The 26,064-nt window shown below is 70.3% G+C and carries 25 protein-coding genes and 1 pseudogene; 19 read left to right on the top strand and 7 right to left on the bottom strand.

Annotated elements, in window-relative coordinates:
- Positions 1-86 precede the first annotated feature (86 nt).
- The 3 genes from V4Y04_RS17115 to V4Y04_RS17105 all read left to right on the top strand — a co-directional run bounded on the left by V4Y04_RS17115 (position 87) and on the right by V4Y04_RS17105 (position 1,973).
- Positions 87-743: a helix-turn-helix domain-containing protein gene (locus V4Y04_RS17115; protein WP_332428983.1), complete on the top strand. Its 657-nt coding sequence runs from the start codon at positions 87-89 to the stop codon at positions 741-743.
- Between the two features lie 106 nt (positions 744-849).
- Positions 850-1,482, top strand: a complete 633-nt coding sequence (locus V4Y04_RS17110) for a hypothetical protein (protein WP_332428982.1) — start codon at positions 850-852, stop codon at positions 1,480-1,482.
- A gap of 158 nt (positions 1,483-1,640) precedes the next feature.
- Positions 1,641-1,973 carry a DUF2516 family protein gene (locus tag V4Y04_RS17105; RefSeq protein ID WP_332432879.1) on the top strand — a complete coding sequence of 111 codons (333 nt, stop codon included), beginning with the start codon at positions 1,641-1,643 and terminating at the stop codon, positions 1,971-1,973.
- 66 nt (positions 1,974-2,039) lie between these two features.
- On the opposite strand, the gene V4Y04_RS17100 is transcribed toward V4Y04_RS17105, so the two are convergent.
- The 3 genes from V4Y04_RS17100 to V4Y04_RS17090 all read right to left on the bottom strand — a co-directional run bounded on the left by V4Y04_RS17100 (position 2,040) and on the right by V4Y04_RS17090 (position 6,136).
- Positions 2,040-3,497 (bottom strand): PP2C family protein-serine/threonine phosphatase, encoded by a 1,458-nt coding sequence (locus V4Y04_RS17100; RefSeq protein WP_443080034.1) that lies wholly within the window; start codon positions 3,495-3,497, stop codon positions 2,040-2,042.
- 529 nt (positions 3,498-4,026) lie between these two features.
- Positions 4,027-5,199 (bottom strand): C40 family peptidase, encoded by a 1,173-nt coding sequence (locus V4Y04_RS17095; protein WP_332428979.1) that lies wholly within the window; start codon positions 5,197-5,199, stop codon positions 4,027-4,029.
- Positions 5,200-5,344: 145 nt separating this feature from the next.
- Complete coding sequence (locus V4Y04_RS17090; RefSeq protein ID WP_332428978.1) at positions 5,345-6,136, bottom strand: class I SAM-dependent methyltransferase; 792 nt, start codon at positions 6,134-6,136, stop codon at positions 5,345-5,347.
- 360 nt (positions 6,137-6,496) lie between these two features.
- On the opposite strand from V4Y04_RS17090, the gene mshA reads away from it, so the two are divergent.
- Together mshA and V4Y04_RS17080 are read left to right on the top strand one after the other, a co-directional pair.
- The gene (mshA, locus tag V4Y04_RS17085; protein ID WP_332428977.1) at positions 6,497-7,834 is read left to right on the top strand and encodes a D-inositol-3-phosphate glycosyltransferase; all 1,338 of its coding nucleotides are present in this window, start codon (positions 6,497-6,499) and stop codon (positions 7,832-7,834) included.
- On the top strand, positions 7,827-8,354 hold the full coding sequence (locus V4Y04_RS17080) for a YbjN domain-containing protein (protein ID WP_332428976.1): 528 nt from the start codon (positions 7,827-7,829) through the stop codon (positions 8,352-8,354). The genes mshA and V4Y04_RS17080 overlap by 8 nt, the downstream gene beginning before the upstream one ends.
- A 102-nt stretch (positions 8,355-8,456) precedes the next feature.
- On the opposite strand, the gene V4Y04_RS17075 is transcribed toward V4Y04_RS17080, so the two are convergent.
- Entirely contained in the window at positions 8,457-9,302 is an 846-nt protein-coding gene (locus V4Y04_RS17075; RefSeq protein ID WP_332428975.1) for an AraC family transcriptional regulator, read from the bottom strand.
- Here V4Y04_RS17075 and V4Y04_RS17070 point away from each other — a divergent pair.
- Together V4Y04_RS17070 and V4Y04_RS17065 are read left to right on the top strand one after the other, a co-directional pair.
- On the top strand, positions 9,301-9,768 hold the full coding sequence (locus V4Y04_RS17070) for a DUF2000 family protein (protein WP_443080033.1): 468 nt from the start codon (positions 9,301-9,303) through the stop codon (positions 9,766-9,768). The two genes, V4Y04_RS17075 and V4Y04_RS17070, sit on opposite strands and share 2 nt — an antisense overlap.
- Before the next feature lie 198 nt (positions 9,769-9,966).
- Entirely contained in the window at positions 9,967-10,323 is a 357-nt protein-coding gene (locus V4Y04_RS17065) for a zinc ribbon domain-containing protein YjdM (RefSeq protein WP_332428971.1), read from the top strand.
- 618 nt (positions 10,324-10,941) lie between these two features.
- Here V4Y04_RS17065 and V4Y04_RS17060 read toward each other — a convergent pair.
- The gene (locus tag V4Y04_RS17060) at positions 10,942-11,670 is read right to left on the bottom strand and encodes a hypothetical protein (RefSeq protein ID WP_332428969.1); all 729 of its coding nucleotides are present in this window, start codon (positions 11,668-11,670) and stop codon (positions 10,942-10,944) included.
- A gap of 561 nt (positions 11,671-12,231) precedes the next feature.
- Positions 12,232-13,488: a YihY/virulence factor BrkB family protein gene (locus tag V4Y04_RS17055; protein ID WP_332428967.1), complete on the bottom strand. Its 1,257-nt coding sequence runs from the start codon at positions 13,486-13,488 to the stop codon at positions 12,232-12,234.
- 173 nt (positions 13,489-13,661) lie between these two features.
- Here V4Y04_RS17055 and V4Y04_RS17050 point away from each other — a divergent pair, with 173 nt between their 5' ends.
- The 10 genes from V4Y04_RS17050 (at position 13,662) to V4Y04_RS17005 (ending at position 23,198) form a co-directional block, all read left to right on the top strand.
- The gene (locus V4Y04_RS17050) at positions 13,662-14,807 is read left to right on the top strand and encodes an FUSC family protein (protein WP_443080032.1); all 1,146 of its coding nucleotides are present in this window, start codon (positions 13,662-13,664) and stop codon (positions 14,805-14,807) included.
- 60 nt (positions 14,808-14,867) lie between these two features.
- Positions 14,868-15,749, top strand: a complete 882-nt coding sequence (locus tag V4Y04_RS17045) for a hypothetical protein (protein WP_332428964.1) — start codon at positions 14,868-14,870, stop codon at positions 15,747-15,749.
- 126 nt (positions 15,750-15,875) lie between these two features.
- Complete coding sequence (locus tag V4Y04_RS17040; protein WP_332428963.1) at positions 15,876-17,108, top strand: hypothetical protein; 1,233 nt, start codon at positions 15,876-15,878, stop codon at positions 17,106-17,108.
- A gap of 70 nt (positions 17,109-17,178) precedes the next feature.
- Positions 17,179-17,592 carry an effector-associated constant component EACC1 gene (locus V4Y04_RS17035; RefSeq protein WP_332428962.1) on the top strand — a complete coding sequence of 138 codons (414 nt, stop codon included), beginning with the start codon at positions 17,179-17,181 and terminating at the stop codon, positions 17,590-17,592.
- Positions 17,589-18,740 carry a caspase, EACC1-associated type gene (locus V4Y04_RS17030; RefSeq protein ID WP_332428961.1) on the top strand — a complete coding sequence of 384 codons (1,152 nt, stop codon included), beginning with the start codon at positions 17,589-17,591 and terminating at the stop codon, positions 18,738-18,740. The genes V4Y04_RS17035 and V4Y04_RS17030 overlap by 4 nt, the downstream gene beginning before the upstream one ends.
- A 509-nt stretch (positions 18,741-19,249) precedes the next feature.
- Positions 19,250-20,044, top strand: a complete 795-nt coding sequence (locus tag V4Y04_RS17025) for a hypothetical protein (RefSeq protein WP_332428960.1) — start codon at positions 19,250-19,252, stop codon at positions 20,042-20,044.
- Complete coding sequence (locus V4Y04_RS17020) at positions 20,041-20,412, top strand: winged helix-turn-helix domain-containing protein (RefSeq protein ID WP_332428958.1); 372 nt, start codon at positions 20,041-20,043, stop codon at positions 20,410-20,412. Before V4Y04_RS17025 ends, V4Y04_RS17020 begins: the two co-directional genes overlap by 4 nt.
- A gap of 54 nt (positions 20,413-20,466) precedes the next feature.
- Positions 20,467-20,943 carry a DUF4231 domain-containing protein gene (locus V4Y04_RS17015; protein ID WP_332428957.1) on the top strand — a complete coding sequence of 159 codons (477 nt, stop codon included), beginning with the start codon at positions 20,467-20,469 and terminating at the stop codon, positions 20,941-20,943.
- A gap of 196 nt (positions 20,944-21,139) precedes the next feature.
- Positions 21,140-22,345, top strand: a complete 1,206-nt coding sequence (locus tag V4Y04_RS17010; protein WP_332428955.1) for an RNA-guided endonuclease InsQ/TnpB family protein — start codon at positions 21,140-21,142, stop codon at positions 22,343-22,345.
- Positions 22,346-22,409: 64 nt separating this feature from the next.
- Positions 22,410-23,198: a formylglycine-generating enzyme family protein gene (locus V4Y04_RS17005; RefSeq protein WP_332428954.1), complete on the top strand. Its 789-nt coding sequence runs from the start codon at positions 22,410-22,412 to the stop codon at positions 23,196-23,198.
- 273 nt (positions 23,199-23,471) lie between these two features.
- On the opposite strand, the gene V4Y04_RS17000 is transcribed toward V4Y04_RS17005, so the two are convergent.
- Entirely contained in the window at positions 23,472-23,675 is a 204-nt protein-coding gene (locus V4Y04_RS17000; RefSeq protein WP_332428952.1) for a hypothetical protein, read from the bottom strand.
- 430 nt (positions 23,676-24,105) lie between these two features.
- On the opposite strand from V4Y04_RS17000, the pseudogene V4Y04_RS16995 reads away from it, so the two are divergent.
- Both V4Y04_RS16995 and V4Y04_RS16990 read left to right on the top strand, forming a co-directional pair.
- Positions 24,106-24,448 (top strand): annotated as a pseudogene (locus V4Y04_RS16995) (transposase).
- Between the two features lie 1,005 nt (positions 24,449-25,453).
- Complete coding sequence (locus V4Y04_RS16990; RefSeq protein ID WP_332428951.1) at positions 25,454-26,053, top strand: hypothetical protein; 600 nt, start codon at positions 25,454-25,456, stop codon at positions 26,051-26,053.
- Positions 26,054-26,064: the final 11 nt, after the last annotated feature.

Genomic DNA, 26,064 nt, shown 5'->3' with positions numbered 1-26,064 from the left:
TCGGTCACGCTCCGGCCCCGCATGGCGTGGCGCACTATTGCAAGCAGGTGCTTGCAATAGTTAGCGGTGTGCGGCAGGGTGGAGGCATGGCATCACTCAACGTCGGCAATCTCGGTGACTATCTGCGGGAACAGCGGCGCAACGCGCAGTTGTCGCTGCGGCAGCTCGCCGATGCCGCCGGGGTGTCCAATCCGTACCTGAGCCAGATCGAGCGCGGGCTGCGCAAGCCGAGCGCGGAGGTGTTGCAGCAGGTCGCCAAGGCGCTGCGGATCTCCGCCGAGACGCTGTACGTGCGTGCTGGCATCCTCGACGCCGAGCGGGACCGCGACGACATCGAGACACGGGCGGTCATCCTCGCCGATCTCACCCTGACCGAGCGTCAGAAGCAGGTACTGCTCCAGATCTACGAGTCCTTCCGCAAGGAAAACGGGTTTGTGGGTCCCGAGGACGGTGAGACGACGGGGAGCGCCGGGGGTGTGGACGCCGTCGGTGCTGTCGATGTCGTGGGTGTCGTCGGCGGTGCCGGTGCCGCTCAGGGAGACGAGGTTGCGGACGTCGCGGAGGTTTCGGACGCCACGGACGGCTCCGGGGACGGTGCCGGGAAACGGAGGGGACGTCAGGGCGGTGGCGGTGCGCCGGCCAAGCGCCGGGCGCCCTCCCTCGGCAAGAGTGGTACGTCCGCCAGGCGCCGCCCCCGTGCGGCCGACGGCACCGACAGCGATCCGCAGCAGACGGCCGACTGAGCCGGACCAGGGCACCGGCCGCCGCCGCGGATCACACAGACCCTCAGGCGAAGACGAAGACAAAGACGAAAAACAAGCCGAAAACGGATCCGGGAGGACCCTCACCATGGCCATCACCGACGACCTGCGCAAGACCTTCAGCAACCCGACCCCCCTCTACTTCGCCGCCGGCACCGCCGACCTCGCTCTGCAGCAGGCCAAGAAGGTGCCGGGGCTGGTGGAGCAGATCCGCGCCGAGGCTCCTTCGCGCATCGAGGCCGTGCGGCACACCGACCCGAAGGCCGTCCAGGAGAGGGCGACCACCAGGGCCAAGGAGACGCAGGAGACCGTCCAGGCCAAGGTCGGCGAGTTCTTCGGTTCGCTCGACACCGACCTCAAGAAGTTCGGGGAGACCGCCCAGGACCTCGCGCTGCGGGGCGTCGGCGTCGCCGCCGAGTACGCCGTCAAGGCCCGTGAGACGTACGAGAAGGTCGCCGAGCACGGCGAGCAGACCGTGAAGACCTGGCGCGGTGAGGCCGCCGAGGGCATCGAGGACATCGCCGTCGCCGTCGAGCCGAAGGCCGAGCCCAAGCCGAAGCTCGAGGTCGTCGAGGCTGTCGAGGTCAAGGAGGACGAGGCCGTCAAGGGCGGCAAGGCCGCTCCGACCGCCTCCGCCTCCGACGAGGCGAAGGGGTCGGAGGCCAAGAAGACTCCGGTGCGCAAGACCACGGCCAAGAAGACGACGCCGCCCACCAAGTAGCCGCGAGCAGAGCGGAGCGGCAGCGGTGAGCAGTGGGTGGAACTGAACGGGCTGGGCACTCTTGTGGTGTCCGGCCCGTTCTACGGACAGCCGGCCGGCGGTTGCGGGTACGGTGACCGCGTAAGGACGAGCCGAGTCGGGTGGTGGACGTTGTGCTGATGCAGGGCTTCGCTGGGTTCATGTGGCTGCTGAGCGTGGCCCTGATCGTTTTCAGCGGCTTCGCGTTGATCGACGCGGCCACCCGTCGCGAGGACGCCTACCGCGCGGCGGACAAGAAGACCAAGCCGTTCTGGCTGATCATCCTGGGGCTCGCCTTCGTGGTGAACCTGATCTTCGACATCATGTCGTTCCTGCCGATCATCGGGCTCATCGCGACCATCGTCTACATGGTCGACGTCCGTCCCGCCCTGCGTGGCCTCTCCGGCGGCGGGCGCAGCCACCGGGGCTCCAGCAGCGACGGCCCCTACGGCCCGTACAACGGAGGCCGGTAAAGGCACCGGACCGGAGCCGGGGCGACCGGACCGGACCGGATCGGGCTGGACCGGCCACGGCCACGGTTACGGCTGTGGCACCCGGTCCAGGAGGAGTACCGCCACGTCGTCGGCCAGCTCGCCGCCGTTGAGGGCGCGGACCTCGTTGACCGCCGCTCGGAGCAGTTCCTCGCCGCGCAGGCCGTCGGTGAGCTGGCGGCGGACCATACCGACCATGCCGTCCTGGCCGAGCCGTTCCCCGCTGTCGCCGACGCGGCCCTCTATCAGGCCGTCGGTGTAGAGCATCAGGCTCCACTCGGTGCCCAGCTCCACCTGTGTACGCGGCCAGCGGGCGTCGGACAGCAGTCCGAGCGCGGGGCCGTTGTCGTCGTACGGCAGCAGCCGCGCGGGGTGCCCCGGGCGGGCGAGCAGGGGTGACGGATGGCCGGCCAGGCACAGGCCCGCATCCCGGCCGTCAGGGGAGATGTCCACCGTGCAGAGGGTCGCGAAGATCTCGTCGTCCGCGCGCTCGTGTTCCAGCACCTGCTGCAGCGTGCCCAGCAGCTCGTCCCCGGACAGGCCCGCCAGGGTCAGCGCCCGCCAGGCGATCCGCAGCTCCACGCCGAGGGCGGCCTCGTCCGGGCCGTGGCCGCAGACGTCGCCGATCATGGCGTGCACGGTGCCGTCCGGGGTGCGGACGACGTCGTAGAAGTCACCGCCGAGCAGGGCGCGCGAGCGGCCCGGACGGTAGCGGGCGGCGAAGTGGAGCGGGGAGCCGTCCAGGAGCGGCGTCGGCAGCAGCCCGCGTTCCAGCCGGCGGTTCTCCCGGGCGTGCAGTCTGCCCTCGGCGAGCCGGCGCTCGGCCGAGTCGGACCGCTTGCGCTCCACCGCGTACCGGATGGCCCTGCTCAGCAGCCTGCTGTCCAGCTCGTCACGGAAGAGATAGTCCTGGGCGCCCACGCGCACCGCTTCGGCGCCCCGCTCGGCGTCACCGGACGCGGTCAGTGCGAGGACGGCGTGCCGGGGCGCGAGCTCCAGCACGTGCTTGAGCACGGCGAGCTCGTCGTCGCCCTCATCGCCGCCGCTACCGCCGTTACCACCGCTGCCGTTCGCGCCACTCGACCCGTTTCCGCCGTTTGCCGGCCGGCTGCCGGGTGCGGGCAGGGCGAGGTCCAGGAGGATGCAGTGGACGTCGTCGGTCAGTAGCCGCTCGGCCTCGGTGAGGTTGCGGGCGGTGCGGACGCGGATCGGCCTGCCGCCCCGGTCGAGCAGCTCGGGCACGATCGGCGAGCCTGCCGGGTCGTCCTCGATCAGCAGCAGGGTGAGGTTGGTGGGGGCGGTCGAGGCCGCCTCGGCGCTGTCCGGCGTGATCCTGGTCCTGGCCTTCCCCGTGTGGTGCGCGGTGTCGATGTCGGTTTCGGTGCGGGTGTCGCCTTCGGCGCTGCCGTTCGCGGTGCTGCCGATGGTGCTGATCGCGGGGTGTTCCGCCGTGTGCGGGGCCGTTGTCCCCGTCTCCGGGGCGCCCTTGGCGGGACCGCTGCTCATGGATGCGGCGTGCGCCTGACCGCTTTCCGCGGCCGGGAGCGTTCTCTGCCGCGGTACGGGTGCGGGCATTGTTCCGGGTTCCTTCCCTCCCCCCGAGGGCGTGGTGGGGGCGTGGGCTCTCGGCCCGTCCCGTGCTCACCGACTCCGTGCGAGCAGGGGTGCCCTTTCCAGCGGGGACGATAGCGGGTGTCGGCACCGCAGCGGAATGGCGTGGAGCACGTCGCCCGGCCATCAATCAGTGTCATATGCCGCGTAATGGGCACCAGTTGGACAGGCATCGGAGATGCAGCCGGAATGACGAACGTCACGTCCACGGGGGTTTGACAACACCCATTGCGTGGATCGGATCACGTGGTGCAGGTCACGGGTAGGTCGAGCGGGGTGGGCCGAGCGGGGTGGAAGGGCGCGAGATCCGGGTCACTCAGTTCGCGGCCGTGCCCGTGTCCGAGGCTGCCGCCGTGACCGTGACTGTGACCGCGTCCTCGGTCGTGTGCGATGCCGCGTTCGCGTTCCCGTTCCCGCTCCTGTTTCAGCTCCCGTTGCCGCGCCCGCTCTTGTTCTTGCTTCCGCCTCCGGTGTCGTCTCCGCTTTCGTCGGCGGTCCCGCCCGGGCGTACCACCCCGAGGATGGGCATCGAACCGGCACCGGCGGTCGTCACCGTCCGGCCCGGGCGCGGGGCGTGCACCATGGAGCCGTCGCCGGTGTACATGCCGACGTGGCTGGCGTCGTCCCAGTAGATGATGAGGTCGCCCGGCCGCATGTCCTTGACGGCGACGCGCGGCAGTTGTCTCCACTGCTCCTGCGAGGTGCGCGGGATGGCCTGCCCGGCCGATATCCACGCCTGTGAGGTCAGCCCCGAGCAGTCGTACGCCTTCGGGCCCTCGGCGCCCCACACATACGGTTTGCCGATCTGGGCGGTGGCGTACGCGACGGCTTTCCTGCCCTGCCCGGTCGCCGCGGCCGCGGTGCCTTCGAGGGCGCCGGATTTCAGCCAGGCGGCCTGGGCCTTCCGGGCGGCCTGCCGCTCCAGTTCGGCCAGGCGTTCCTTCTCCTCCTGCTCCAGCTCGGACTCGACCTTCTCGGCCTCCGCGATCTTCTTCTCGACCTTCCGCTGTGCTTTGGCCTTGGCCCTGCGGCCCGTCTCCAGCTTCCGCCACTGGGCTTCGGCGTCCTCCGCGTACCGCTCCAAGTCCTCCTGGGCGCGCTTCATCTCACCGAGCAGGCCCTTGGCCGCGTGCTGGCCCTGACGTATCCGGCCCGCGTCGACGAGGAAGTCCTGGGGGGTGTCGCTCAGCATCAGATGGGCCTCGGGCGGCAGCCCGCCGCCGCGGTACTGGGAGGCGGCCGCGGCGCCCGCGCGGTCCTTCAGGTCGTCCAGCTTCTCCTGGCCCTCGACGATCTTCCCGGTCAGCTCGACGATCTCGGCCGACTGCTGCTTCGTCCTCTCCTCGGCGGCGTTGTACTCCTCGGTGGCGACGGCCGCCGCGCGGTAGAACTTCTCGAGCTTCTTGCGGACGGCTTCGAGGTCCTTGGACGGTGCGACCTCGGGGTCCGTGCCGGGATGCGCGCCGGCGCCCGTCGTGGTGCCCGGGGAGGGCCGGGGGGTGGGGGCGGCGAACGCCGCGCCCGGTGCCGCCAGCACGGTGATCGCGCAGACCACGGCCACCGCCGTCGCCGTCAGAGTGCGCCTGCCCGCCTTCATGACCCCGCCCCCAAGCTGATGAACCGTCAGTAACATCCTGTTACTCGGGGGATGTTGCCATGCCGACCTGTGAAGTGACCAGAGGTGACCCTTCCCACCTCCCCCTCCCCGTCATGGCGATCGCCCCGTCGATGTGACGAACGACTCACCCCCGGGGTGCCAGGGCCTCCCACCGCACCGTGACTTCGCCCTGCCGCCACCGCGCCGGGCCGTCCGTCACCGGCCAGTCGGCCGCGAGGTCCCGCACCGTACGGATCCAGCGCTGGCGGGCCCCGTACGAGGCGTAGGGCGCCGCCGCCGCCCAGGCGCGGTCGAAGTCGCGCAGGAAGGCGTGCACCGGCTCGCCGGGGACATTGCGGTGGATGAGCGCCTTCGGCAGGCGTTCCGCCAGGTCCGAGGGGCGCTCCAGAGAGCCGAGGCGGGTCGCGAACGTGACCGTGCGCGGTCCTTCGGGGCCGAGGGCGACCCAGACGTGCCGCCGTCCGATCTCGTCGCAGGTCCCCTCGACCAGCAGCCCTCCGCGCGAGCCCCGTTCCGGGGCGGCCGGTGCGAGCCGTGCGCACAGCCGCTGCCATACGGCGGCGACCTCGGCCTCGTCGTACTGGCGCAGGACGTTCGCCGCGCGGACCAGTGCCGGCCGGCCGGGGAGCGGGATCTCGAAGCCGCCGTGCCGGAAGGACAGCCCCTCACGCTCGTACGGGCGGGCCGCCGCGACCCGGGCCGGTTCGATCTCGACGCCCGCCACGCACGCGCGCGGAGCCACGGCACGGAGACGGTGCAGCAGTTCGACCGCCGTCCAGGGAGCGGCGCCGTAGCCGAGGTCGACGGCGACGGGGTGCTCGGTGCGGCGCAGTTCGGCGCCGTGCGTGGCCGCGATCCAGCGATCCATGCGGCGCAGGCGGTTCGGGTTGGTGGTACCGCGCGTCACCGCGCCCACGACGGGGGTCCCCCCGCTCGAGCGGAGTCGAGTGTGGGGGAGAGGTCGAGCGTGGGGGAGGGCGACGGCGCGGGCGGTCATGCGTACGAGGGTATGCGGGCCCCCGGAGCGGGGCCGCGTCGGCCGGTGCGCCGGTGCTGTGTCGGCCGGTGCCGTGCCTCCCGCGCCTCCCGCGCACCCCACTCATTCCGCGCTCGAACGGTTGAGCGATATCCGGTAATGATTCGGCAAAGACGCGATCCGTGGAGGTCGTCCGGAAATTGGAACGTGTCCCTCCGGTGTTGGGGAACTGGCGGGCGCATCGCATGCCCCCCACAGTCATGCCCCCACAGTCATGCCCGCAGCGAGGAGGACCGGCACGTGAGCCAGTACATCGCCAGGCTCGGGCGGCGCTCTCCCGCCGCACCTCCACGGCTGCGACTGCACCGCAGGCCCCGCCGCGTGGCGATGCTCTCCGTGCACACCTCCCCGCTCCACCAGCCGGGCACCGGCGACGCCGGCGGCATGAACGTCTACATCGTGGAACTCGCCCAGTGCCTCGCCGCGATCAACATCGAGGTCGAGATCTTCACGCGCGCGACCGCCGCCGCCCTCCCGCCCACCGTCGACCTGGCGCCCGGTGTCCTCGTCCGGCACGTCGACGCGGGCCCCTACGAGGGCCTCGCCAAGGAGGAGCTGCCGGCCCAGCTGTGCGCCTTCACCCACGGTGTGATGCAGGCCTGGGCCGGTCACCGGCCCGGGTACTACGACCTGGTCCACTCCCACTACTGGCTCTCCGGTCACGTCGGCTGGCTGGCCGCCCAGCGCTGGGGCGTCCCCCTGGTGCACGCCATGCACACCATGGCCAAGGTCAAGAACGCCAGCCTCGCCGACGGCGACACCCCCGAACCGGCGGCCCGCGTCATCGGCGAGACCCAGATCGTCGCCGCCGCGGACCGGCTGATCGCCAACACCGCCGACGAGGCGGGCGAACTCGTCCGGCACTACGAGGCCGAGCAGGACAAGGTCGCCGTCGTCCACCCCGGCGTCAACCTGTCCCGCTTCCGTCCAGCCGATGGAAGGGCCGCCGCCCGCGCCCGCCTCGGCCTGCCCCAGGACGCCCTGATCCCGCTCTTCGCGGGCCGCATCCAGCCCCTCAAGGCTCCGGACGTGCTGCTCCGCGCGGTCGCCGTCCTGCTCGGCGAGCGCCCCGAGCTGCGCTCGCGGATCTGCGTCCCCGTGGTCGGCGGTCCCAGCGGAAGCGGCCTCGCCAAGCCCGAGGGGCTGCAGAAGCTGGCCGCCCGCCTGGGCGTCGCCGACGTCGTACGGTTCTGTCCGCCGGTCGGGCAGGAACAGCTCGCGGACTGGTTCCGGGCCGCGTCCGTCCTCGTCATGCCGTCCTACAGCGAGTCCTTCGGGCTGGTCGCCATAGAGGCGCAGGCGGCCGGTACCCCGGTGCTCGCGGCCTCGGTCGGCGGACTGCCGGTGGCCGTACGGGACGGGGACACCGGTTTCCTCGTCCAGGGCCACGACCCGCGCGCGTACGCGCGCGTGCTGCGTGATCTCGCCGACGCGCCGCACCTCGTGGACCGGATGGGCGAGGCCGCCGCCCTGCACGCCCGGTCCTTCGGCTGGGACAGGGCGGCCGCCGCCACGGCCGACGTCTACACGGCCGCGACGCAGGCGCACCGCCGTCACGTACGCTCCCACCATGGCTGACAGGACGGCGGGAGCGGCGGGAGCGGAGCAGCGGGCGGCACGCGTCGTCGAGGGCGTACTGAAGGACGCCGAGCTCGAGTGGGAGACTCCGGCCCCCGGCACGTACGTGGTGAAGCTGCCCGGCACCCGCAAGCTGTCCACGACGGTCTCCCTCATCGTCGGCCGTCACTCGCTCTCCCTCAACGCCTTCGTCGTCCGCCACCCCGACGAGAACGAGGCCGCCGTCCACCGCTGGCTCCTCGAGCGCAACCTCAAGCTGTACGGCGTGGGTTACGCCGTGGACCCGCTCGGCGACATCTACGTCACCGGCCGTTTCCCGCTGGCCGCCGTCACCCCCGACGAGGTCGACCGGCTGCTCGGCCAGGTCCTGGAGGCCGCCGACGGAAGTTTCAACACCCTTCTGGAGCTCGGGTTCGCCACCGCGATCCGCAAGGAGCACGCCTGGCGGGTGTCGCGCGGCGAGTCGACCCGGAACCTGGACGCGTTCGCGCGCCTGATCGAGCGGCCCGCGGGCGAGTAGGCACAGCACAGTCGCCGCAGGACCCCCGCGCGAAGAGGACGTGCAGGCGCACGGGCGGACCCGTCCTCACGGCAGGACTCACGGCAGGACTCACGGGAGTGCTCACGGCAGCCCCGCCCCTGGGGGCACGGTGTCGGACGTGGTCCGGTAACGGCCCGGTGTGACGCCGACCAGCTTCCTGAAGTGCCGCGTGAGATGGGCCTGGTCGTAGAAGCCGGTGGCCACCGCGACCTCGATCGGCGGCCGGCCCTCGAGCAGCAGCCGACGGGCCCGCCCCACCCGGCGGGACATCAGGTACTGGTGCGGGGCGATGCCGTAGGCGCCGCTGAACGCCCGTACGAGATGGGCGGGATGCGCGGACAGCAGCCCCGCGGCCTCCGCCAGGGCCAGCCCCTCCACGACCCGCTCGTCGAGCAACTCCCGCAGCCGCCGCGCGAGGACGGGATCATCACGCCGGGGCTCCCGCGCGGTGCCCCGCGACCGCAGATGGGCCCGCAGCCGCTCCCCGACGAGCGTCAGCCTGCTCTCCGCCTCGAACTCGTCGCCGGGCCCCACGAGCGCCGCGTGCACCTGCCCGACACGCCGCCGCAGCAGCGGATCGCGCAGGTCGGGCCGGTCGACGGCGGACCCGATCAGCTCGTCCCCGAGGTGCGTCCCGTCGAGGTACAGCACCCGCTTGCGGAAGCCGTCCGGGGTGGCGGAGGCGCCGTTGTGCGGAATGTGCGGCGGGAGCAGGGACACGGTGTCGTGCGGGGTGCCGTGCTCGTGCCGGTCGAGGTCGTACCGTACGGCGCCGTCGTCGACGAGGAGCAGCGTCCAGGCGTCGTGGACGTGCATCGGATAGGCGTACTCGGTGAAGGAGGCGTGGAACACCTCGACGACGCCCGGGACCCGGGGCCGCCAGGCGGAAACGTTCCGCTCGGGGCGTTCCGCGCGCGCTGCGGGCATGCAAACAACGTACAAGACGGGGACGTACGCCGATCGGCAGTCTCAGAGCATGAGCACTCGCTTCGACACGAAGATCGCCGTCCTGCTGCGCGAGGACCTGGAAACCTGGCAGCGCCTCAACGTCACCGCGTTCCTGGTCAGCGGCCTGGGCAGCCAGGTCCCCGAACTGATCGGCGAGCCCTACCAGGACGCGGACGACGTGCCCTACCTGCCGATGTTCCGCCAGCCGGTCCTGGTCTTCGAAGGCACCAAGGAAATCATGACGGCGGCCCACACGCGTGCGCTGTCCCGTGCCCTGCCGCGTGCGCTGTTCACCGGCGACCTGTTCGCCACGGGCCACGACGACGCCAACCGCGCGGCGGTACGGGCGGTCCCGACGGCGGACCTGGACCTGGTCGGCCTGGCCGTGCACGGCCCGAGGAACGCGGTCGACAAAGTCCTCAAGGGAGCCCGCATGCACCCGTGAGAACCCGCGAGAAGCGGTGAGTACCCGTGAGGCGCCGCCCCGTGCCGCCCGGCCCGCCACCCCTTCCCCGCGACGAAAACGCGGGCAAGGGGCACGGTCACGAAACCTGCTTCTTCTTGAGGGGAGCCCGCAGGCGTCCGCGATGGGGCTCCCGCGGGCTGTTCGCCGAGCGCACTGATGTCCGGATACGCTCGCGAGATGATGGAGAACCTTCCGCCCTGCCCGAAGTGTGCCGGTGAGTACACCTATGAGATGAATTCTCTGATGGTGTGCCCGGAGTGCGCCCATGAATGGAACCCCGAGAGCGGCTCGGAGGGCGGGGACGCGGCGGGGGAGCGTGTCGTGAAGGACGCCGTCGGCAATGTGCTGCAGGACGGCGACACCGTGGTCGTCGTCAAGACGCTCAAGGTCAAGGGGAGCCCGTCAGGCATCAAGGCCGGTACCAAGGTGCGCAACATCCGGCTGGTCGACGGTGTCGACGGTCATGACATCGACTGCAAGGTCGAGGGCTTCGGGGCGATGCAGCTCAAGTCCGGCGTCGTGAAGAAGGGCTGACCGGCGGCGGTCGGCAGCGGGCGCCGACGCCCGCTGATCTCTTCGGCCCCGACGGGTCCACCGACCGGCGTCCGCTCGGCCCGCTGTCCGGGCCATGATCCACCTGGACGTCGGGAGGGCCGGGCGCAAACCTGGATGAGGCGATCCGCGAGCCTCGGGAGCGTTCTGGCGGTCTGCCCGCACCATCGAGACGGCCGCCCTCGCCCCCGGGTGTGACCTACCTGCACCTGCCCAACGGCGTGAGCACTTCGGCTGCCACTGTCCGCATGCCGCTCGTTTGAGCGCTCCTATGCCATTCACCCGCCGACTGCTCACGCTTTTCAGCAGGGCATCCGCCCGTTGCGCCGGGTGGTTGCCGCAGCAGCCGCTCGGCGCCCTCGGGACGCCGTCCTCGCGCGGAGGCGTTCACCTGTGTTCATGTGTGGCCGGCCACTGGCGCGGGAACGGTTCCGGGTCTCGCCTGAACGGGCGTGAGCGGCGCTGAACGAGACGGAAACCGAGACGGCCCACGGCGCAGACCTCATGCGAGGAGCTCGGACCGCTCCCGGACCCGGCCGTCGAGCGTGCCTTCCTCCGGATCGCTCAGCTCGGCTGCGCCGTACCCTCCTCCCCTCCGGCTCAGTGGTTTCGGCCACCGGCCCGCGTGCGGACGCGGCAGGTCAGGGCGAAGGCGCCCAGGGCCGCCGTCACAGCGAGCCCGGTGGCCAGTGCGTCACCGGCGTACCGGCCCAGGTCCGGTCGGAGGAGATCGAGGGTCCCGAACAGGACGGCGATCCCCGCGAGGCCCGCGGCGACCGCGGCCGGCCAGACACGGTGGCGCGTCCAGAACCACTGGGCGAGGCCTATGCACAGGAGAGGCGCGACCGCGATGCCCGGCTCGTCCAGGGCGGCGAGCACGGCATACCCCAGGCAGTTGACCACCCAGCAGACCGAGGCCACGAGCAGGGCCTCGGTCCAGGAGACGCGCCGGTCCGTCCCCGCCGCTCCGCGTTCCTCACCCGGCGGCGCCGACCGCTTCCTCACCTCGTACGGATCACCACCCGCTCCAGACCCGTCCCATATCCCCAGCCGCCTGAGCCGACGCTGCCGAAGCCGCTCCACGAAGGCGAAGAGGCCGAAACAAGAGCTCATGAGCAGTCCGCCGAGCACAGCGAACAGGAAGCCGTCGGGTTCCTCTTCGGGCGTCACCGTCCAGAAGAACAACGCGAAGGGAACGCCCAAGCAGAGACCGGCCTTGACCGGGTGGCGGGCCACCCACCGCTGGGACCGGGTCGGCCGCTGCTGCCCGCCCAGGAACCGATCCAGAGCCCAATAGGCGTCCCTCAGCGACCTCCACCGTTTCTTCACACCAGAAGAATAGAGCAACTGATCGACCGAATACGGCCGTTGTCAGCGGGTCTCCAACTCTCCTGTGAACGCGGCCCAGGAGCCCGTACCCCCGTACCGAAGAACAGGGCGGGGCCGTACGGGACCTTGCTGTCATGGACGGGGACCCCGGCGGGGAATCCACCGCGGACGCGGTACGGCACGGCCGCGTGCCGGGACGCGACATCCGTCTCCGGCGCGGCCTCGACGAGGCTGTCGGGCCGGCCTGGTCCGGAGCGAGGTCGACGCCGGCGCCGGCGCCAGCGCCGGTGTCGGCGAGAGATGGCCGCCCACCACCCGACTCTGGCGCACTCCGGCAGCGAGTCGGCCACGGCTTGCCCCTCGTGGACGTCCTGGCAACGCGCTGGGGCTGGACGCCACGTGATCCGGTGGGCAGGGCGGTGTGGGCGGAGGTGCCGACCGAGCCCCACCAGTAGTGCGGTGACGCCTGTGGGCCGTGGCGCCCGTGAGCCGTCGTGACGGACGGGATCGGTCGGGCGCCGCCGTGGACTTGGCGGTGCCCCCCTCCGGGAGGGCGGGCCGTCAGGAATCGAGGCGGCGGCGGTCCTCGTCGTCCCACTTCCGGGTGTCGCGCGGCTCCACGTAGGGCTCCTCGTGGGGCGGATGGCCCCCGGCGACGGCTCGCTGGCGGGCCAGCTCCGCGTCGAACTCCAGACCGAGCAGGATGGCCAGGTTGGTGATCCACAGCCACACCAGGAAAATGATCACACCGGCGAAGGTCCCGTAGGTCTTGTTGTACGAGCCGAAGTTCGCCACGTACAGCGCGAACCCCGCCGAGGCGATCATCCAGATCACCAGGGCGAGGAAGCTGCCCAGCGTGATCCAGCGGAAGCCGCGGACCTTCGCGTTCGGGGTGGCCCAGTACAGGACCGCGATCATCATCATGACCAGGAGAACCAGCACCGGCCACTTCGCGATCGACCACACGGTCAGTGCCTCGTCACCGACCCCGAGCGCATCGCCGGCCTGCCGGGCCAGGCCACCGGTGAAGACCACGATCAGCGAACTGATCACCGCCATCACCATCAGCAGCACGGTCACGCCGACCCGCACCGGCAGCACCTTCCACACCGGACGGCCCTCGGGGACGTCGTAGACCGCGTTGGCGCTGCGGATGAACGCGGCGACGTAGCCCGACGCCGACCACACCGCCAGCACCAGACCCACGATCGCCACGATCGAGCCGATCCCGCTCTGGCCCTGCATCTGCTGCACCGCGGTGCGCAGCACGTCCTGAGCCGGGCCCGGCGCGAGCTTCTGGATGTTGTCCAGGACCGACTGCGTGGCCGACTGCCCGACGACCCCCAGCAGCGACACCAGCGCCAACAGCGCGGGGAACAGCGCCAGGATCGAGTAGTAGGTCAGCGCTGCGGCCCGGTCGGTCAGCTCGTCCTTCCGGAACTCCTTCAGGGTGCCTTTCAGGACTGCACCCCAGGAGCGTTTGGGCAGGTCGGTGAGGCTGTCCGGCGCCCGCTCCGCCACCTGTTCGCCGGGCCCGGCGTCGGGATCCCGCCCGGCGTCGGGATTCCGCCCGGCGTCGGGATTCCGCCCGGCGTCAGGATTCCGCCCGGTCTCGGCCCGCCCGGTCTCGGCCTGATGGTCCGCAGCTCGGCGGTCCTCGGCCTGACGGTCCGTGGCCTGGCGGCTTTCGTCCAGACGGCCCTCGTCCTCGCGGTTCTCGGCAGAGGTCTGCCCGCCGTGCTTTCCGTGCCATCCCACTGTCCGCGCCATGCTCTGCGGGTATCCGGCCCACCGCCACTCATGCATGAAGCGAGACATGTCAATCCTTTCGGACTCCGCTCCGGTGCTCCCTCCTGTGCCCCCTCCTGTGCTCCCTCCTGTGTCCTCGGCCTTCCGCGCCGGTGGTGCCGTGGGCCGGACCGCACCACCAGCCGGCTTCGATTCCGGGAACCGTAGGTGCGTCTCGTCCCTGGTGTGGCACTTGCTGTCCCATGGAGTGGATGCATGGGGCGCACCGGGCCGCCCGGCGCTGGGCCGGAACGGCCGTCACGGCCGTTCGGCGGGCATGGGAAGGTCCGGGCCGTGAGCGGGATCTGGCGGTGCAGGCGGGCAAGGGGGCGCTGGCCGCGTGGGCGGTGATGGGCTGGTGGCTCCAGGCGCCGATGGCGTTCGTGGCGCCGTGGGTCGCGGTGGTGCTGGTGGAGTCGACGGTGTACCGGTCGGTCGCGCACGGGCTGCAGCAGCTCGCGGCGATCGGGGTGGGTACGGTGCTGGCGACAGCGGTGGCGCTGCTGCTGGACAGCACGATGGCCGCGATGGCCCTGGTGCTTCCGGTGGTGCTGCTCCTCGGCCAGTGGCAGCGCCTGGGGAGCCAAGGCGTCTACGCCGCCACCGGTGCGCTTTTCGTGCTGACCGGTGGCGAGGTCACCGTCGCCGGATCGGCCGCCCGTGTCCTGGAGGCGGTCTTCGGCGCGGCGGTCGGCGTGACGGTCAACGTGCTGATCCGGCCTCCGGTGTACCTGCGGGACGCCCGCGCCGCGCTGGAGGACACCGCCCAGGAGGCGTACGAGCTCCTGGGCGCGGTGGCCGAGGGGCTGGCCACCGGTGAGTGGGACGCCCACGCGGCCGGGGACTGGCATGTGCGGGCGCTGCGTCTGGGCCGCCTGGTCGACCAGGCGCGGTCGGCGCTCGGCTGGAGCCGGGAGAGTATGCGGGTCAACCCGCTCGGGCGTCGCAAGCGGGCTCCCTCCCCGCCCGGCGAGGCGTACACCGACGCGGTGGACGTGCTCGACTACGTCGCCGTCCACACCGCGGGCGTGACCAGGACGGTGTGGGAGACGGCGGACAGCGAGGAATCGGGTCGGCCGGCCCCGGAGCTCACCCGTGCCTACGCTGATTTCCTACGCCTCCGCGCCCGCGCCTACGTACCACTGCGGAGCCGTGGGGCGTACGCGAGACCACGTTGCGCGGACGGGAGTTCGCCACCCACCGCTCGGTACGGGACCGTCCGCCGGCGGAGGCGGCTCCGGGCCTCCCGAGCCGGGTCGTCGACGAGGTACTTCAACGCTTCCGCTCAAATCCGCGCTCGTTCCATGGAGTTGGATTGTCGCGATTCCGAGACCGTCGGAGACGCGTGAGCCTACATTGACAGTGGGTAATCCTCGCTATCCCGGATACGTGAACAGCCAGGGGGACAGATGAACGAGAACGGATATACGAGCCTGCCGGGATGGAGAGGCGGCGACGCCAACGCCGCGTATCTCGACAAGAACCTGCTGCACATGCCGGTGGAGACCTACCTCGACGACTCGGTCCGCTGGCAGCAGTTGCTCCAGCTGTTCGTCTATGCCGTCCTCGCCTCGTTCCTGGCGTTCCTGCCGCTCCTCTTCTTCGGGCTCATCCTCCTCGTCGGAGGCAGTGGCGAGGGATTCGCCGTCATGATCATGCTGGCGTACATCGCCTCGGGCGTCGCCTTCTGGGTGACGCTGCTCTGGATGCGTCTGGTCGAACCGATTGCCGAATGGCGGGTGCTGCTGGCGGACCGGAGCGGATCTCTCGACTCGGCGTACGTCTCCATCGCGGGCACGCTCGCGCATCGCTCCATCCCCGTCGAGCGTGCTGAACGGGTCATCGCCACCGGACTGGGCCGGGATCAGGTCCGCAGTCGCCTGGTGCTCTCGGAGGGCAAGTGCCAGGTCTACATCTCGGTCTTCTCGTACGGTACGAGCCTCTACCTGGGGTGGCAGATGTGGCGTTCGCGCCGCGGGTACGCCCTGATCGGGGGGTTCGTGTCGGACCTGCTCGCGTCCATCATGGGCCGGCTGAGCCCTGAGCGGATCATGATGCGCACCGAGGGCGTGAGGGCCATGCGGGAGGCGGTGCACGCGGCGTGCCGGGAGGGTCTGGCCACGGCGGTGGACCAGCTCGTGGTGCCCGTCGCCTACGCCTTCCCGCAGGGGCTGCCTCCGGTGCGGGCCGACCACGCGAGGTCCGCGCCGACGCCGGGCCTCAACCCCACGGGCGCCTGGGGCCCGCCCGCGGGCGGCACCCCGACGAGCGGTGCGCAGCCTTGGACCTGAAGCGCCCGGCCGCCGGATCGCTCCGCCGCGTGCGGTGCGAGCCGGCGGCCGGTCAGGGAGGGAACGGAAGGATCGACGGGACCGGCGGGACCGGGAAGACCGGCGGGACCGGGAAGGGAAGAGCAGATGGCCGAAGCCGCTCCGGAGGGCGCGCAGGGCATTCTGCTGCGCGGTGATCCTGGCGGGGAGACCTGGGCCCACGTCGCCTTCTCACTGAGTCCCGTCCCGCTGCCCGGGGGCCACTATCCGGAGTTCTCCGAAGCCCCGCGCAGAGCCGACCGGGTCGCCGCCGAGCGGGCTTGGCTCGCGGCGCTCTGGACGGATCGCACCACCGCCCGCTGGGATCTGCGGTTCATCGGCGATCCGGTGAGCGGACGGGTCGAAGCCGTCGTCATCGCCCAGTTGTACGGCACCGACCCGGCGGCCGCGGTCCGGGCCGTGCGGGACGTGCTCCCCACCCTGGCGCGGTTCCCCGCGCATGTGACGGGGACCCGGATCGAGGACACCGCGGAGATCGAGCGTCTGCTCGCCCCGTTCGTACCGGGATGGGGCGCGATCGCCGAGATCCGCAAACGCATCACCTGCCGGACACTGACCCGCTCGTGGGGAGCGGAACGCATCGCGACCGCGGTCTCCCGGTTCGACGCCCATGACCCTTCCTGGAACCGGATCTGGACCCAACTGGCCGCGGAGCAAAGGCGGACGGTGGTCAGCGTGTGCCTCGAACCGTGCGCCGCTCCGCCCGGACTCGCCGAGGGTCTGACGATGAGAGCGCAGGTGTTCGGGACACTCGCGGTGCCGGGACCACCCGACCCCTTGTACGGGAACCCCGTGCCGGGCGACCCCTTCGCGCAGCAGGCGCACGGTCTGTACGAAGCAGCCTCGCGACGTTACAACGGGCGGCTGCACCGGGCGCGCGTCTCGGTCGCCGTCGAGGGCGAGGCCCCGGTGTCCGACATCCTGCCCGGTCTCCTCGGTCACACCGTGGCGCCGACGAGTTCCGGGGCGGTCGTCGTCCGTCCGCAGAGCTGGGAGGAACACCAAGTGGCCTGCGGCAACCTGCTGGGCGTCAACCGGGACTGGCAGGGCGAGGCCTGCTGGCAGGAGGTGCCCGTGTTCCTGCGGACACCGTCCGCGGGGCAACTGTGGCTGAGCGATCCGGGGACGGTGGCGGCCCTCGCCGATCTCGTGGACGCCGACGAGGCGGCCGCCGTCTTCCGCCTGCCCCACGAGGAGCCCGGCGAACCCGAACTCTTCGCGCTGAAGCGACGAGCGCCGGACATCCCCCGCCACGGAGCACCCGCCGTCGGCACCGCCGGCGGCACCGACGGCTGGACCGACTTCGGCCCCGGTGTCTGACCCGACCGCCGAACCCGGCTCCCGCTTCCGCTTCCGCAACGATCCGACCGACGAACAGGAGCCACCGGACATGACCGAAGCACCCGCGTCCCAGGCGCCGGAGAACGCTCTGACCTTCACCTTCCCGGGGTCGCAGACTCAAGCCAACGCTCTGAACCGAGACTTCGCGGAGTGGGTCAACGCCACGGACCAGCTGGGCGGCAGGGCGAGCCTGCGCACCGCGCCACCCGCCCCCGGTGAACAAGGTGACGTCGCCGTCGCCGTGGACATCATCAACGCCTCCGCGGCGATGATCGCCGCGGTCACCAACACGTTCTTCCTCTGGCTGCAGCAACGGCGGCCGGCCTACCGGCGGATCGAGTTCGAGGTGGTGCGGCCCGACGGCACCCGGATCAGCGGCGCGGTCGACGACGAGGGCCAACTGCCCGCGGTCATGACCCAACTGGCCGGGTTCGCCGTCACCCCGCCCGACACGGACGAATGACCTGGGCCGTGCGGCGCCCCGCCGCCGCGTACGCACTGCTCGTCGGCACCGGCCGGCACGTCCACCCCAGCTCCCTGTCCCCCATTCCCCAGGCCGTGACCGGGGCCCGGGCCCTCGGGGCCGCTCTCAGCGGCGACCGGGGAGTGTTCGACGTACGGCGCACCACGGTGGTCCCGGAGCCCGCCGACACCCGCCAGGTACTGGACCCCCTGCGCCGCATGGTCCAGGAAAAGGACGTCGACCTGCTGCTCTTCTTCTACTGCGGCCACGGACTGCTCGGCCGGGGCGACCGCCTCTGCCTGGCGCTCACCCCTTCCAGCCAGTACGGCGGCGGGGGCGACCCGAGCCCGTCCCTGCCGTTCACCGAAGTCGCCCGTCTGATGCGGGAGTCGTCGGCGAGGCACAAGGTCGCGATTCTCGACTGCTGCTTCTCCGGCCACGCCCTCGGCCCGGACGGCCACGGCATCCACCTGCTCACCGCGTGCGGCCGCACCCAGAAGGCCTTGTTCCCGCCCGAGGGAACACTGACCGGCTTCACCGGGGAACTGCTCAGGATCCTCGACAAGGGCATACCCGACGGGCCTCGCCATCTCGGCCTCTCCGCCCTCTACGACCGGCTGGCGGTGGTCCTGCCGACCACCCCGGCGCCACGGACGGGTATCTTCCCCACCGGATACCCCGTGCCCCACCAGCAGACCGTCGACGGCTCGGGCCACATCGCGCTGGCGGTCAACCCGGCCCACGACACCCATCGGACACCGGCGGGACTGCGCGACCGGGGCGACTTCGCCCAGCGGCTCAAGGAACTCACCGAGCCGTCGCCCGACACCCCCGTGCCCGATCCGGCGAGACTGCGGCAACTGGTCGACCTCCTGGCCGACCTGGCCCGGGACGCGACCGAAATCCTGGGCCCGCTGGACGACTTCAGCATCACCGTCCGCCGCAACCACGCCGTCATGACCGGTGCCGCCGGATCCCCCGAGCAGGCCGCGGCCCTGCTGTCCGCTCTGGCCGACGCCCTCCGCACGAAGTCGGCCGACCACCGCGCCCTCCCCGGAACGGAACGTGCCCTGGCCCACTGGAGCCGAGAGCTCTCCCCCGGTGGACACGCGGGAGCGCGACTCCGTCCGGAGGAGACGTCGGCGTGAGGGAGCGGTCCTTCGACGACCGCGTCGGCTCCACCGGGCCCGAGTGACTCGCTCGTCAGTGAGGCGATCCGGCCGCCCGCCGATCTCGCCGGGAGCCGACCTGCCGCTGAATCTCGCCGCCGGTCGCTGCCGGTCGCTGCCGGTCGCTGCCGAGTGGCCCGGTGGCCCGGGGTTCGGGGTGGCCCTGAGGCGATCACTCGGCAGCCGACCGGCGCCCGCACGCCGAGCCCGAGCCTCACCCCTGTGGGTGTACCCGGCTTGCCGGAGGACTTCGCGCCAGTGGAGCAGCCCGTGGTGTCTCCAGCCTCCGGCTGCAGCGCGCAGGTGACTCCCCGTACCAGTGCGGGGCGGTCCGACCAATAACTCTTGAACGCAGTGTACTTTGTAATGCAAAGTAGTTCGGTGGGCGGCCGATCGTCCACTTCCCTGCGCTGCCGAAGCGCGACCACAAGGGGGATACCGTGGGAACACCGTCACTGAGCAGCGCGGAATCCGAACCGGGGGCGCGCGTGACCGCTTTGTTGGCGGCCACGGAAGGTCTGCGGACCAGGACCCGTGCGCAGACGAACGGCTCATGGGTCGCTCTCCTCGGCTTCGGCCTTCTCACGCTGGCGGCTGCCCCGGTTGCCCGGTACGCCTTCAATTTCGGCGCCCACGGCCGCAACGTCATGTCCTATCCGGCCTTCGCCTATGCCGAGGTGACCGGACTGTGCGTCGTCCATGAAACGGGAACCCCTTGCCTGGAGGGCGAGTTCGACGGCGCCGTCCTGCGCTTCGTGGCCTGGGGCGTGTGGTTCGTGCTCCTTCCTCTGGCATGGTTCGCCTTCGCTCGCTGGTACCGCCTGCGTGGCGAGGCCCGGGGCATCGTCCCCCGCCGCAGCGTGTGGATCCGCGCGACCGCGGTGGCCGCCGCGGTGGCCGCCGCGGTGATCACGGCCACCCTGCTGGCGTTGCTGTTCAGCGGGAACCCGTCATGGGAGTTCGAGGTGCTGGAGAACAGCTACGCCACCCCGTGGTACCTGGTCGGTATCGGGCTCGTCGCCCTCGGGATGATCGAACGCAGCTGGATCGCGGCAGCCGCCGGCGCCGCTCATGCCCTGTTGCTCACCGGCTACCTCGGTGCCTCCTGGGGCAGTGGATGGCTTCCCTGGTGGCGTCCCTCCCACCCCGGCTGGGCCGACGGACCGCAGACCAAGGCGCTCCTGCTCGCCGCCGTCCTGCTTCTCGCCGGCCTGGCCGAGCGGGCGGTGGCACGTCGCCGAGCCGCGTTCGGTGACGCCGGCGCGAGTACGGTTGCCCCATGAGTGTCGGTGCGGCCGCTGCGTGGGACGACCAGGAAGAGATCCATCCGACCCAGTCGCTGGACGACACCGTCCACCAGCGTGTGCGGCTCGGTATCCTCACCATCGCCCGAGAGGCCGACCGGGTGGAGTTCGGCTTCCTGAAGAAGCAGCTGGCCGCCACGGACGGAAACCTCTCCCGGCACCTGAAGGTGCTCGAGGACTCGGATCTGATCACCGTGGAGAAGGGCTACGTCGGCCGGCGCCCCCGGACATGGATCGCCCTCACCCGCGAAGGCGCGCAGGCGCTGGACGCCGAGCTCCGCGCCCTGCGCGCACTCGTCCTCCGTCTGGAAAGCCCCCGCCCCGCGCCCGGCCCACCCGACACATGAACCGTTCGATCACAACGTGTTCCGCGCGCGACCTTCTGAGGACACCATGTGCTCATGCGCCGACGGATACCCGATGCCGACTGGCTGGACGCCCCGGACCCCGTGCTGGCCCTGGCCCAGGACGAATTGGCCTTCTACGAGCAGGTGCGGAACGCGTCCCGGCGGTGGTACCGCCTGACCGAGCTGGGTGCTCTCGCCACCGCCTCCTCCACCGTGGTGGCGGCAGGGCTCAGCGCCCCGGCGTGGCTCACGGCCCTCATCGCCGGCGGGGCCCTCTTCTTAACCGGTTTCCGGCAGGTGTTCGGACACGGCCCCCGCTACGTCCTGGCGGCGCAGTCGCACGAGGCGCTCCGTCGAGCTGTCAACCGCTACCGCCTGCTTCCCGCGGCCGACCGCGACGAGAGAGCCCGGCAGGAACTCCTCGCGGCGGTCGAGCGGGTGGGCGACGAGGAACTCCGCCAATGGGTCGAACAACGGACCCAGACCTCCCCGGCCTTCGGTCCACCCCCGAGCGGCCCGCCACTCCCTTGAACCGTCGGCCGTAGTGGTCGTTCACACCGTCCGAGGAGCCGCGCTCATGTGGCCTCCTTCGTGGATACCCCCGGCTTCAGCCGGGGGAGGAAATGAAGTTCCCGCGGAGCAGGGCGACGGGCTGTGATGCGCGGTCAGGGTGGATCGCAGTGTTCTGACCCGCGGATTTGGGCTTAAGTCGCAATACCACTAGTTTGTGAGCGTGACCGCGACGTGTGTGAAGCGGGCGTTCAAGTACCGCTTCCATCCGACCGATGCGCAGGCGGCGGAGCTGTCGCGCACGTTCGGCTGCGTGCGCAAGGTCTACAACCTGGCCCTGGCCGCCCGTACCGAGGCGTGGGCGCGGCAGGAGCGGGTCAACTACAACGCCACCTCGGCGATGCTGACCGCGTGGAAGAAGACCGAGGAACTCGCCTACCTCAACGACGTGTCCTCCGTGCCGTTGCAGCAGACGCTGCGTCACTTGCAGACGGCGTTCACCCATTTCTTCGGCAAGCGGTGCAAGTACCCGCGCTTCAAGAGCCGGAAGAAGTCGCGCAGGTCCGCCGAGTACACCACCAGTGGTTTCCGCTTCCGCGAGGGGAAGCTGACGCTGGCGAAAATGGCCGAGCCGCTGGACCTGGTGTGGTCCCGTCCGCTCCCCGAGGGGGCGACGCCGTCCACGGTGACCGTGTCGCAGGACGCGGCCGGGCGCTGGTTCGTGTCGCTGCTGTGCGAGGACCCGACCGTGAAACCGCTGCCCGCCGCGGATACGGCGGTCGGCGTCGACGTGGGCCTCGAGCACCTGCTGACTCTCTCCACCGGTGAGAAGATCGCCAACCCGAGGCACGAGCGCCGCGACCGTATCCGTCTTGCCAAGGCCCAGCGGGCTCTGGCGAAGAAGGCCAGGGGTGACGGAGCCAACCGGCGCAAGGCCCGGATCAGGGTCGCGAAGATCTACGCCCGGATCACCGACCGCAGGCGAGACGGCCTGCACAAGCTGACCACTCGGCTCGTTCGTGAGAACCAAACGATCGTGATCGAGGATCTGACCGTGCGCAACATGGTCAAAAATCACACGCTCGCCCGGGCCATCTCGGATGCGGGCTGGAGCGAGTTCCGCTCCATGCTGGAGTACAAGGCCACCTGGTACGGGCGGGAAGTGATCGCGGTCGACCGCTTCTTCCCCTCCTCCAGGCTGTGCTCCGCCTGCGGCACCTTGCAGAAGAAGATGCCGCTCAGCGTCCGTACCTGGACGTGCGAGGGCTGCGGCACGGTCCACGACCGGGACGTGAACGCGGCGAAGAACCTTCTGGCGGCCGGGCTGGCCGTGTCTGTCTGTGGAGCCGGTGTAAGACCTCAACGGAGTTCTCCGGGCGGGCGGTCGGCGGCGAAGCAGAAACCCCCACGGCGCGAGCCGTAGGAATCCCCCCGTTCACGAGGGGGAGGAAGCCAACCGGGATGCCCGGCTGCTAGCGTCCGGCGCCATGTGGGCTCAAGAGATCGTGGCCGGCCGACCGGCATGGCGGCACACCCCCTCCGGGGTGGTCTTCCGGGCTGTTCCCGGTGGGACGTTCCGGATGGGCCTGTCCGACGCGGAACTGGACGCCGTCCGTGCCATCGAACGGGCCGACGGCGCCGACGACGACCTCGAAGCGTTCTTCACCGGTGCCGTCCGGGCCCGGCCGGTGCGAGAGGTGCGGGTCGAGCCGTTCCTGATCGCCCGGCATCCGCTCACGGTGGCGCAAGTACGGCACTGGCTGCCCGAGTACGAGGACAGCTTCGCCGACTCGGCTTCGGGCACGGCCCGGTTCGAGGACGACCTGGACGACCTGCTGGGGATGGTGCCCTTCCGGCTGCCGAGCGAGGCGGAGTGGGAGTACGCGGCCCGGGCGGGCACGACCACCCTGACCTTCCGCGGGGACGGGAGGCCGGACGAGGGGCAGGTGCTCGACGACTTCGCCGACGAGGAGCGCACCGCCGCGGCCGAGAACGCCTTCGGGCTGGCGGCGATGGGCTCGGCGAACGAAGTCTGCGCCGACGTGTGGATCCCGCACTTCACGGACGCGCCGGTGGACGCACGCCCCCGTACCGGGGACGGACCGCGGGTGGTGCGCGGGGGCGCCGGCGACCTCCATCCGTGGCAGGGCTGCGACGAGTGGCTGCTGTTGCTCTCCGCCACCCGCGACGAGTTCCAGAACTTCACCGCGGTCCGTCCGGTGGCGCCTGTGCCCACCAGTCAGGGACGACATGCCGGGCACAGAGGCAACGCGTAGACAGGACGCGCGCCGGACGCACGCCGGTACGCAGAGGGAGAACCCGGACCCCACTCCCCGTGCGGCCATGTCACCAGTCGGGAAGATTGCGCAACCGGACCTTGCCCGACCTGGTGAGATGCCGTCCTGGGCTGATTCGATTCGTCGGCCGATGTTCCCGGTCGCTCCCCCGTCTGTTCCTGCTGGATCGGGCACGCCAGGGGCACGGGCGGCTTTCTCCCGGCTTCCCGGGGAGGGGGAGGCCGGGAGGGATTCGCAGGGCCTAGCCGACGGTCACACCGTCGTCTGCTGCGGCCGTCGGGTTGATACCGCGCTCACCGCGGAACCGCAGACCAGGACTGCTGACAGCGCGATCAAGCTGGTCAGAATGTCCTGGATCTGTGCGACGGGGATGTAGACGACCACGATGACGACGAGGACGGCCGCCCGGTCTCGCAGTCGGGGGATCGAAGGTGGGTTCGCTGAGGTCACACTCATGGCAGTACCTCCTGGGTGCCCGCCCGCGGATCGCCGCTCCTGTCAGGAAGCCTGCGCGGCGATCGGTGGGCTTTCGCTTTGGGCCACTGTGATGTAGGTCTCCCCTCGGCACGCAGTGAAGTAACGGTGCGTAAGAGTGATCTAACGCATGGTCACAAAATGCGAGGTGTGTGGAGTTGCGGCATCCACGATGGGAACGGTAAGGCTCGCCCGGGGTCCGATCATCAGATGATTTGTTCGATAGGTGGACGGTGGGGTGCGTCCGGCAGGATCGGCGGAGTCTCCATGCCGAGCCAAGCTCCCTCAGGCGTGATCATTGACGCCCTCCTCGGCCTGAGAGCTCGTAACACGATCTTGCTGAAGTGTGCTGGTTGAGCGTGACCGGTGTGCCGATTCGGCCGTTCGTGATGGTGTGGGTACTCGACCGTGGATCGTGGACGATGAGTTGTGGGCGCTGATCGAGCCGTTGCTGCCGCCCTGGCCGGCCCCGCCGACGCCTCGAAGCCCTGCTCGGCGACAAGGGCTACGACTCCCACCCGAACCGTGAAGAGCTCCGCAAGCGCCGGATCCTGCCCGTCATCTCCCATAAAGGCCGCCCGAACATCAAGGGTTTGGGCAGGCTCCGCTACGTCGTGGAGCAGACCTTCGCCCTGCTCCACCACTTCAAACGACTCGTGGTCCGCTGGGAACGCCGCACCGAACTCCACGACGCCTTCATCTCCCTCGCCTGCAGTCTTATCTGCTACCGACGCCTCAAGAAGGCCCGCTCATGATCGTATTACGAGCTCGAAGTGGGAAGTCAAGGGGGCGTGGGAGGAAGGCAGGGTGAATAAAGGCGTATCGGGTGGGGACGGGCAGAGCGCCATCGACTTCGAGAAGGGAGTGAAGGGTAATCTCTGCAGGGTCTGGAACCGGATGCCGTAGGGCCCGTACTTTCCGCCCCCGGTGCGCGCGGTGGTGATTTCTGAGTCGCACGGCGAAGGCGCGAGAGTGCTCGGAACTCCCGCTGTCTCGGATCGGGCGGCACGGACTGTAGTGCCCCGGTATCTGATGCGAAAGATGGAGTTCCTTTCCCGTTCGGACAGCTTTGGATGCCGGCCCGGACGGTCCACTTTGGACGCGATGGGAAGCGCCGGGATCGTTGTCGGAAAAGAGACTGGGTGGTCGAGTTCGACATCACCGAGTTCTTCGACAGCGTGCCCTGGGATCTGCTGGTCAAGGCGGTGGAAACGCACACCGACGCCGTCTGGGTGAAGTGGTGTGCGGCGGTGGCACGCTGCCCCGCTCGCCCTGCCCGGCGGCTCCTTGTCGAAGCGGGAGCGCGGAACCCCGCAAAGGGCTTCGGTGTCTCCCGTCCCGGCAAACCTGTTCCCGCACTACGCGTTCCACGCCAGGGGGAGAACCGGAGCCGACACGGGAACCTGTTCCCGTCTCCTTCGAACCGGCGGTCGGCAAGGACGCCCTGAAGGAGATGGCGATGGGAACGCACAAGCGCAGCGCAATGCCGAGCAGCAAGGCGCCGTCTGTCTGCTTTTTCCCATTCCGCCGGGTTTGCTCATTGTTTCACTTGACGGTTGACTTGGTTGCCGAGAGTGCCGTTGGAGCGGGTGGGTAACCTCTCGAATCTCGCATCATTTCCCTACGCTTGCCGTGCTTCGCCGATGGGATGGGGGGACTCTTCTACTGTTCCTCCAGGGGAATTGGACGGGGGTTGAGTGATCGTTTTCGTGGTAGAGTTTCAATGAATTCACAGGACGCCGCGAAAAAAGGGGAATGGCGTGAACACCGAGAAGGTCACGGCTCGACGTCTTACGGCCGAAGAGGTTTCGGAGCTGAGTCTCCAGGATGGAATCTTCGTCTCGGCAGAGATGGATGGCCTTCCTCTCGACTGCTATGCTCCGGCTTCCCTTACGGAGCCGGGTAAGAGTTTTGAGGGAGGGTCCTTCACCGCGAGGACGATATTCGGTCAGGAAGTCCGCGTCCTCCCGGACAATGTCGAAGAGCCCGGGATCTGGGTTGCCGACAAGGCGGGGGAAGAAATCGAGGTTCTTCAGAACGCCGGCGTCCTCCTGAATCTCGCCCTCTTCGTGCCCAACGGGAACAAGGAATCCCTGGAGTCGCTCTACTCCGCCGCCCGGGACGCCTTCGGTGCGGGGATCGTTCAGCGCTGGAGCGAGGAAGTCGTCACGGTGCCAGACGTCAAGGTCGACCTGTTCGAGGAGCCGGCCCGGGGGCGGAAGAACGCGAGCGGCCAGAACCGCGACCGCCGCGCCCTGGACATCTACCCGACCCGAGTGCGATTCATGGAGCCCAGCGATGGCTGGAAGTTCATTGTCGAACCGCACAAAGAGGTCGTCGACGAGACGCCGACGATCTGACCTGATGGCAG

The sequence above is a fragment of the Streptomyces sp. P9-A2 genome (assembly GCF_036634175.1).
Lineage (GTDB): Bacteria > Actinomycetota > Actinomycetes > Streptomycetales > Streptomycetaceae > Streptomyces > Streptomyces pratens.
The sequence above is the reverse complement of the archived record's forward strand: the minus strand, read 5'-3'. Positions and strand labels throughout refer to the sequence as shown.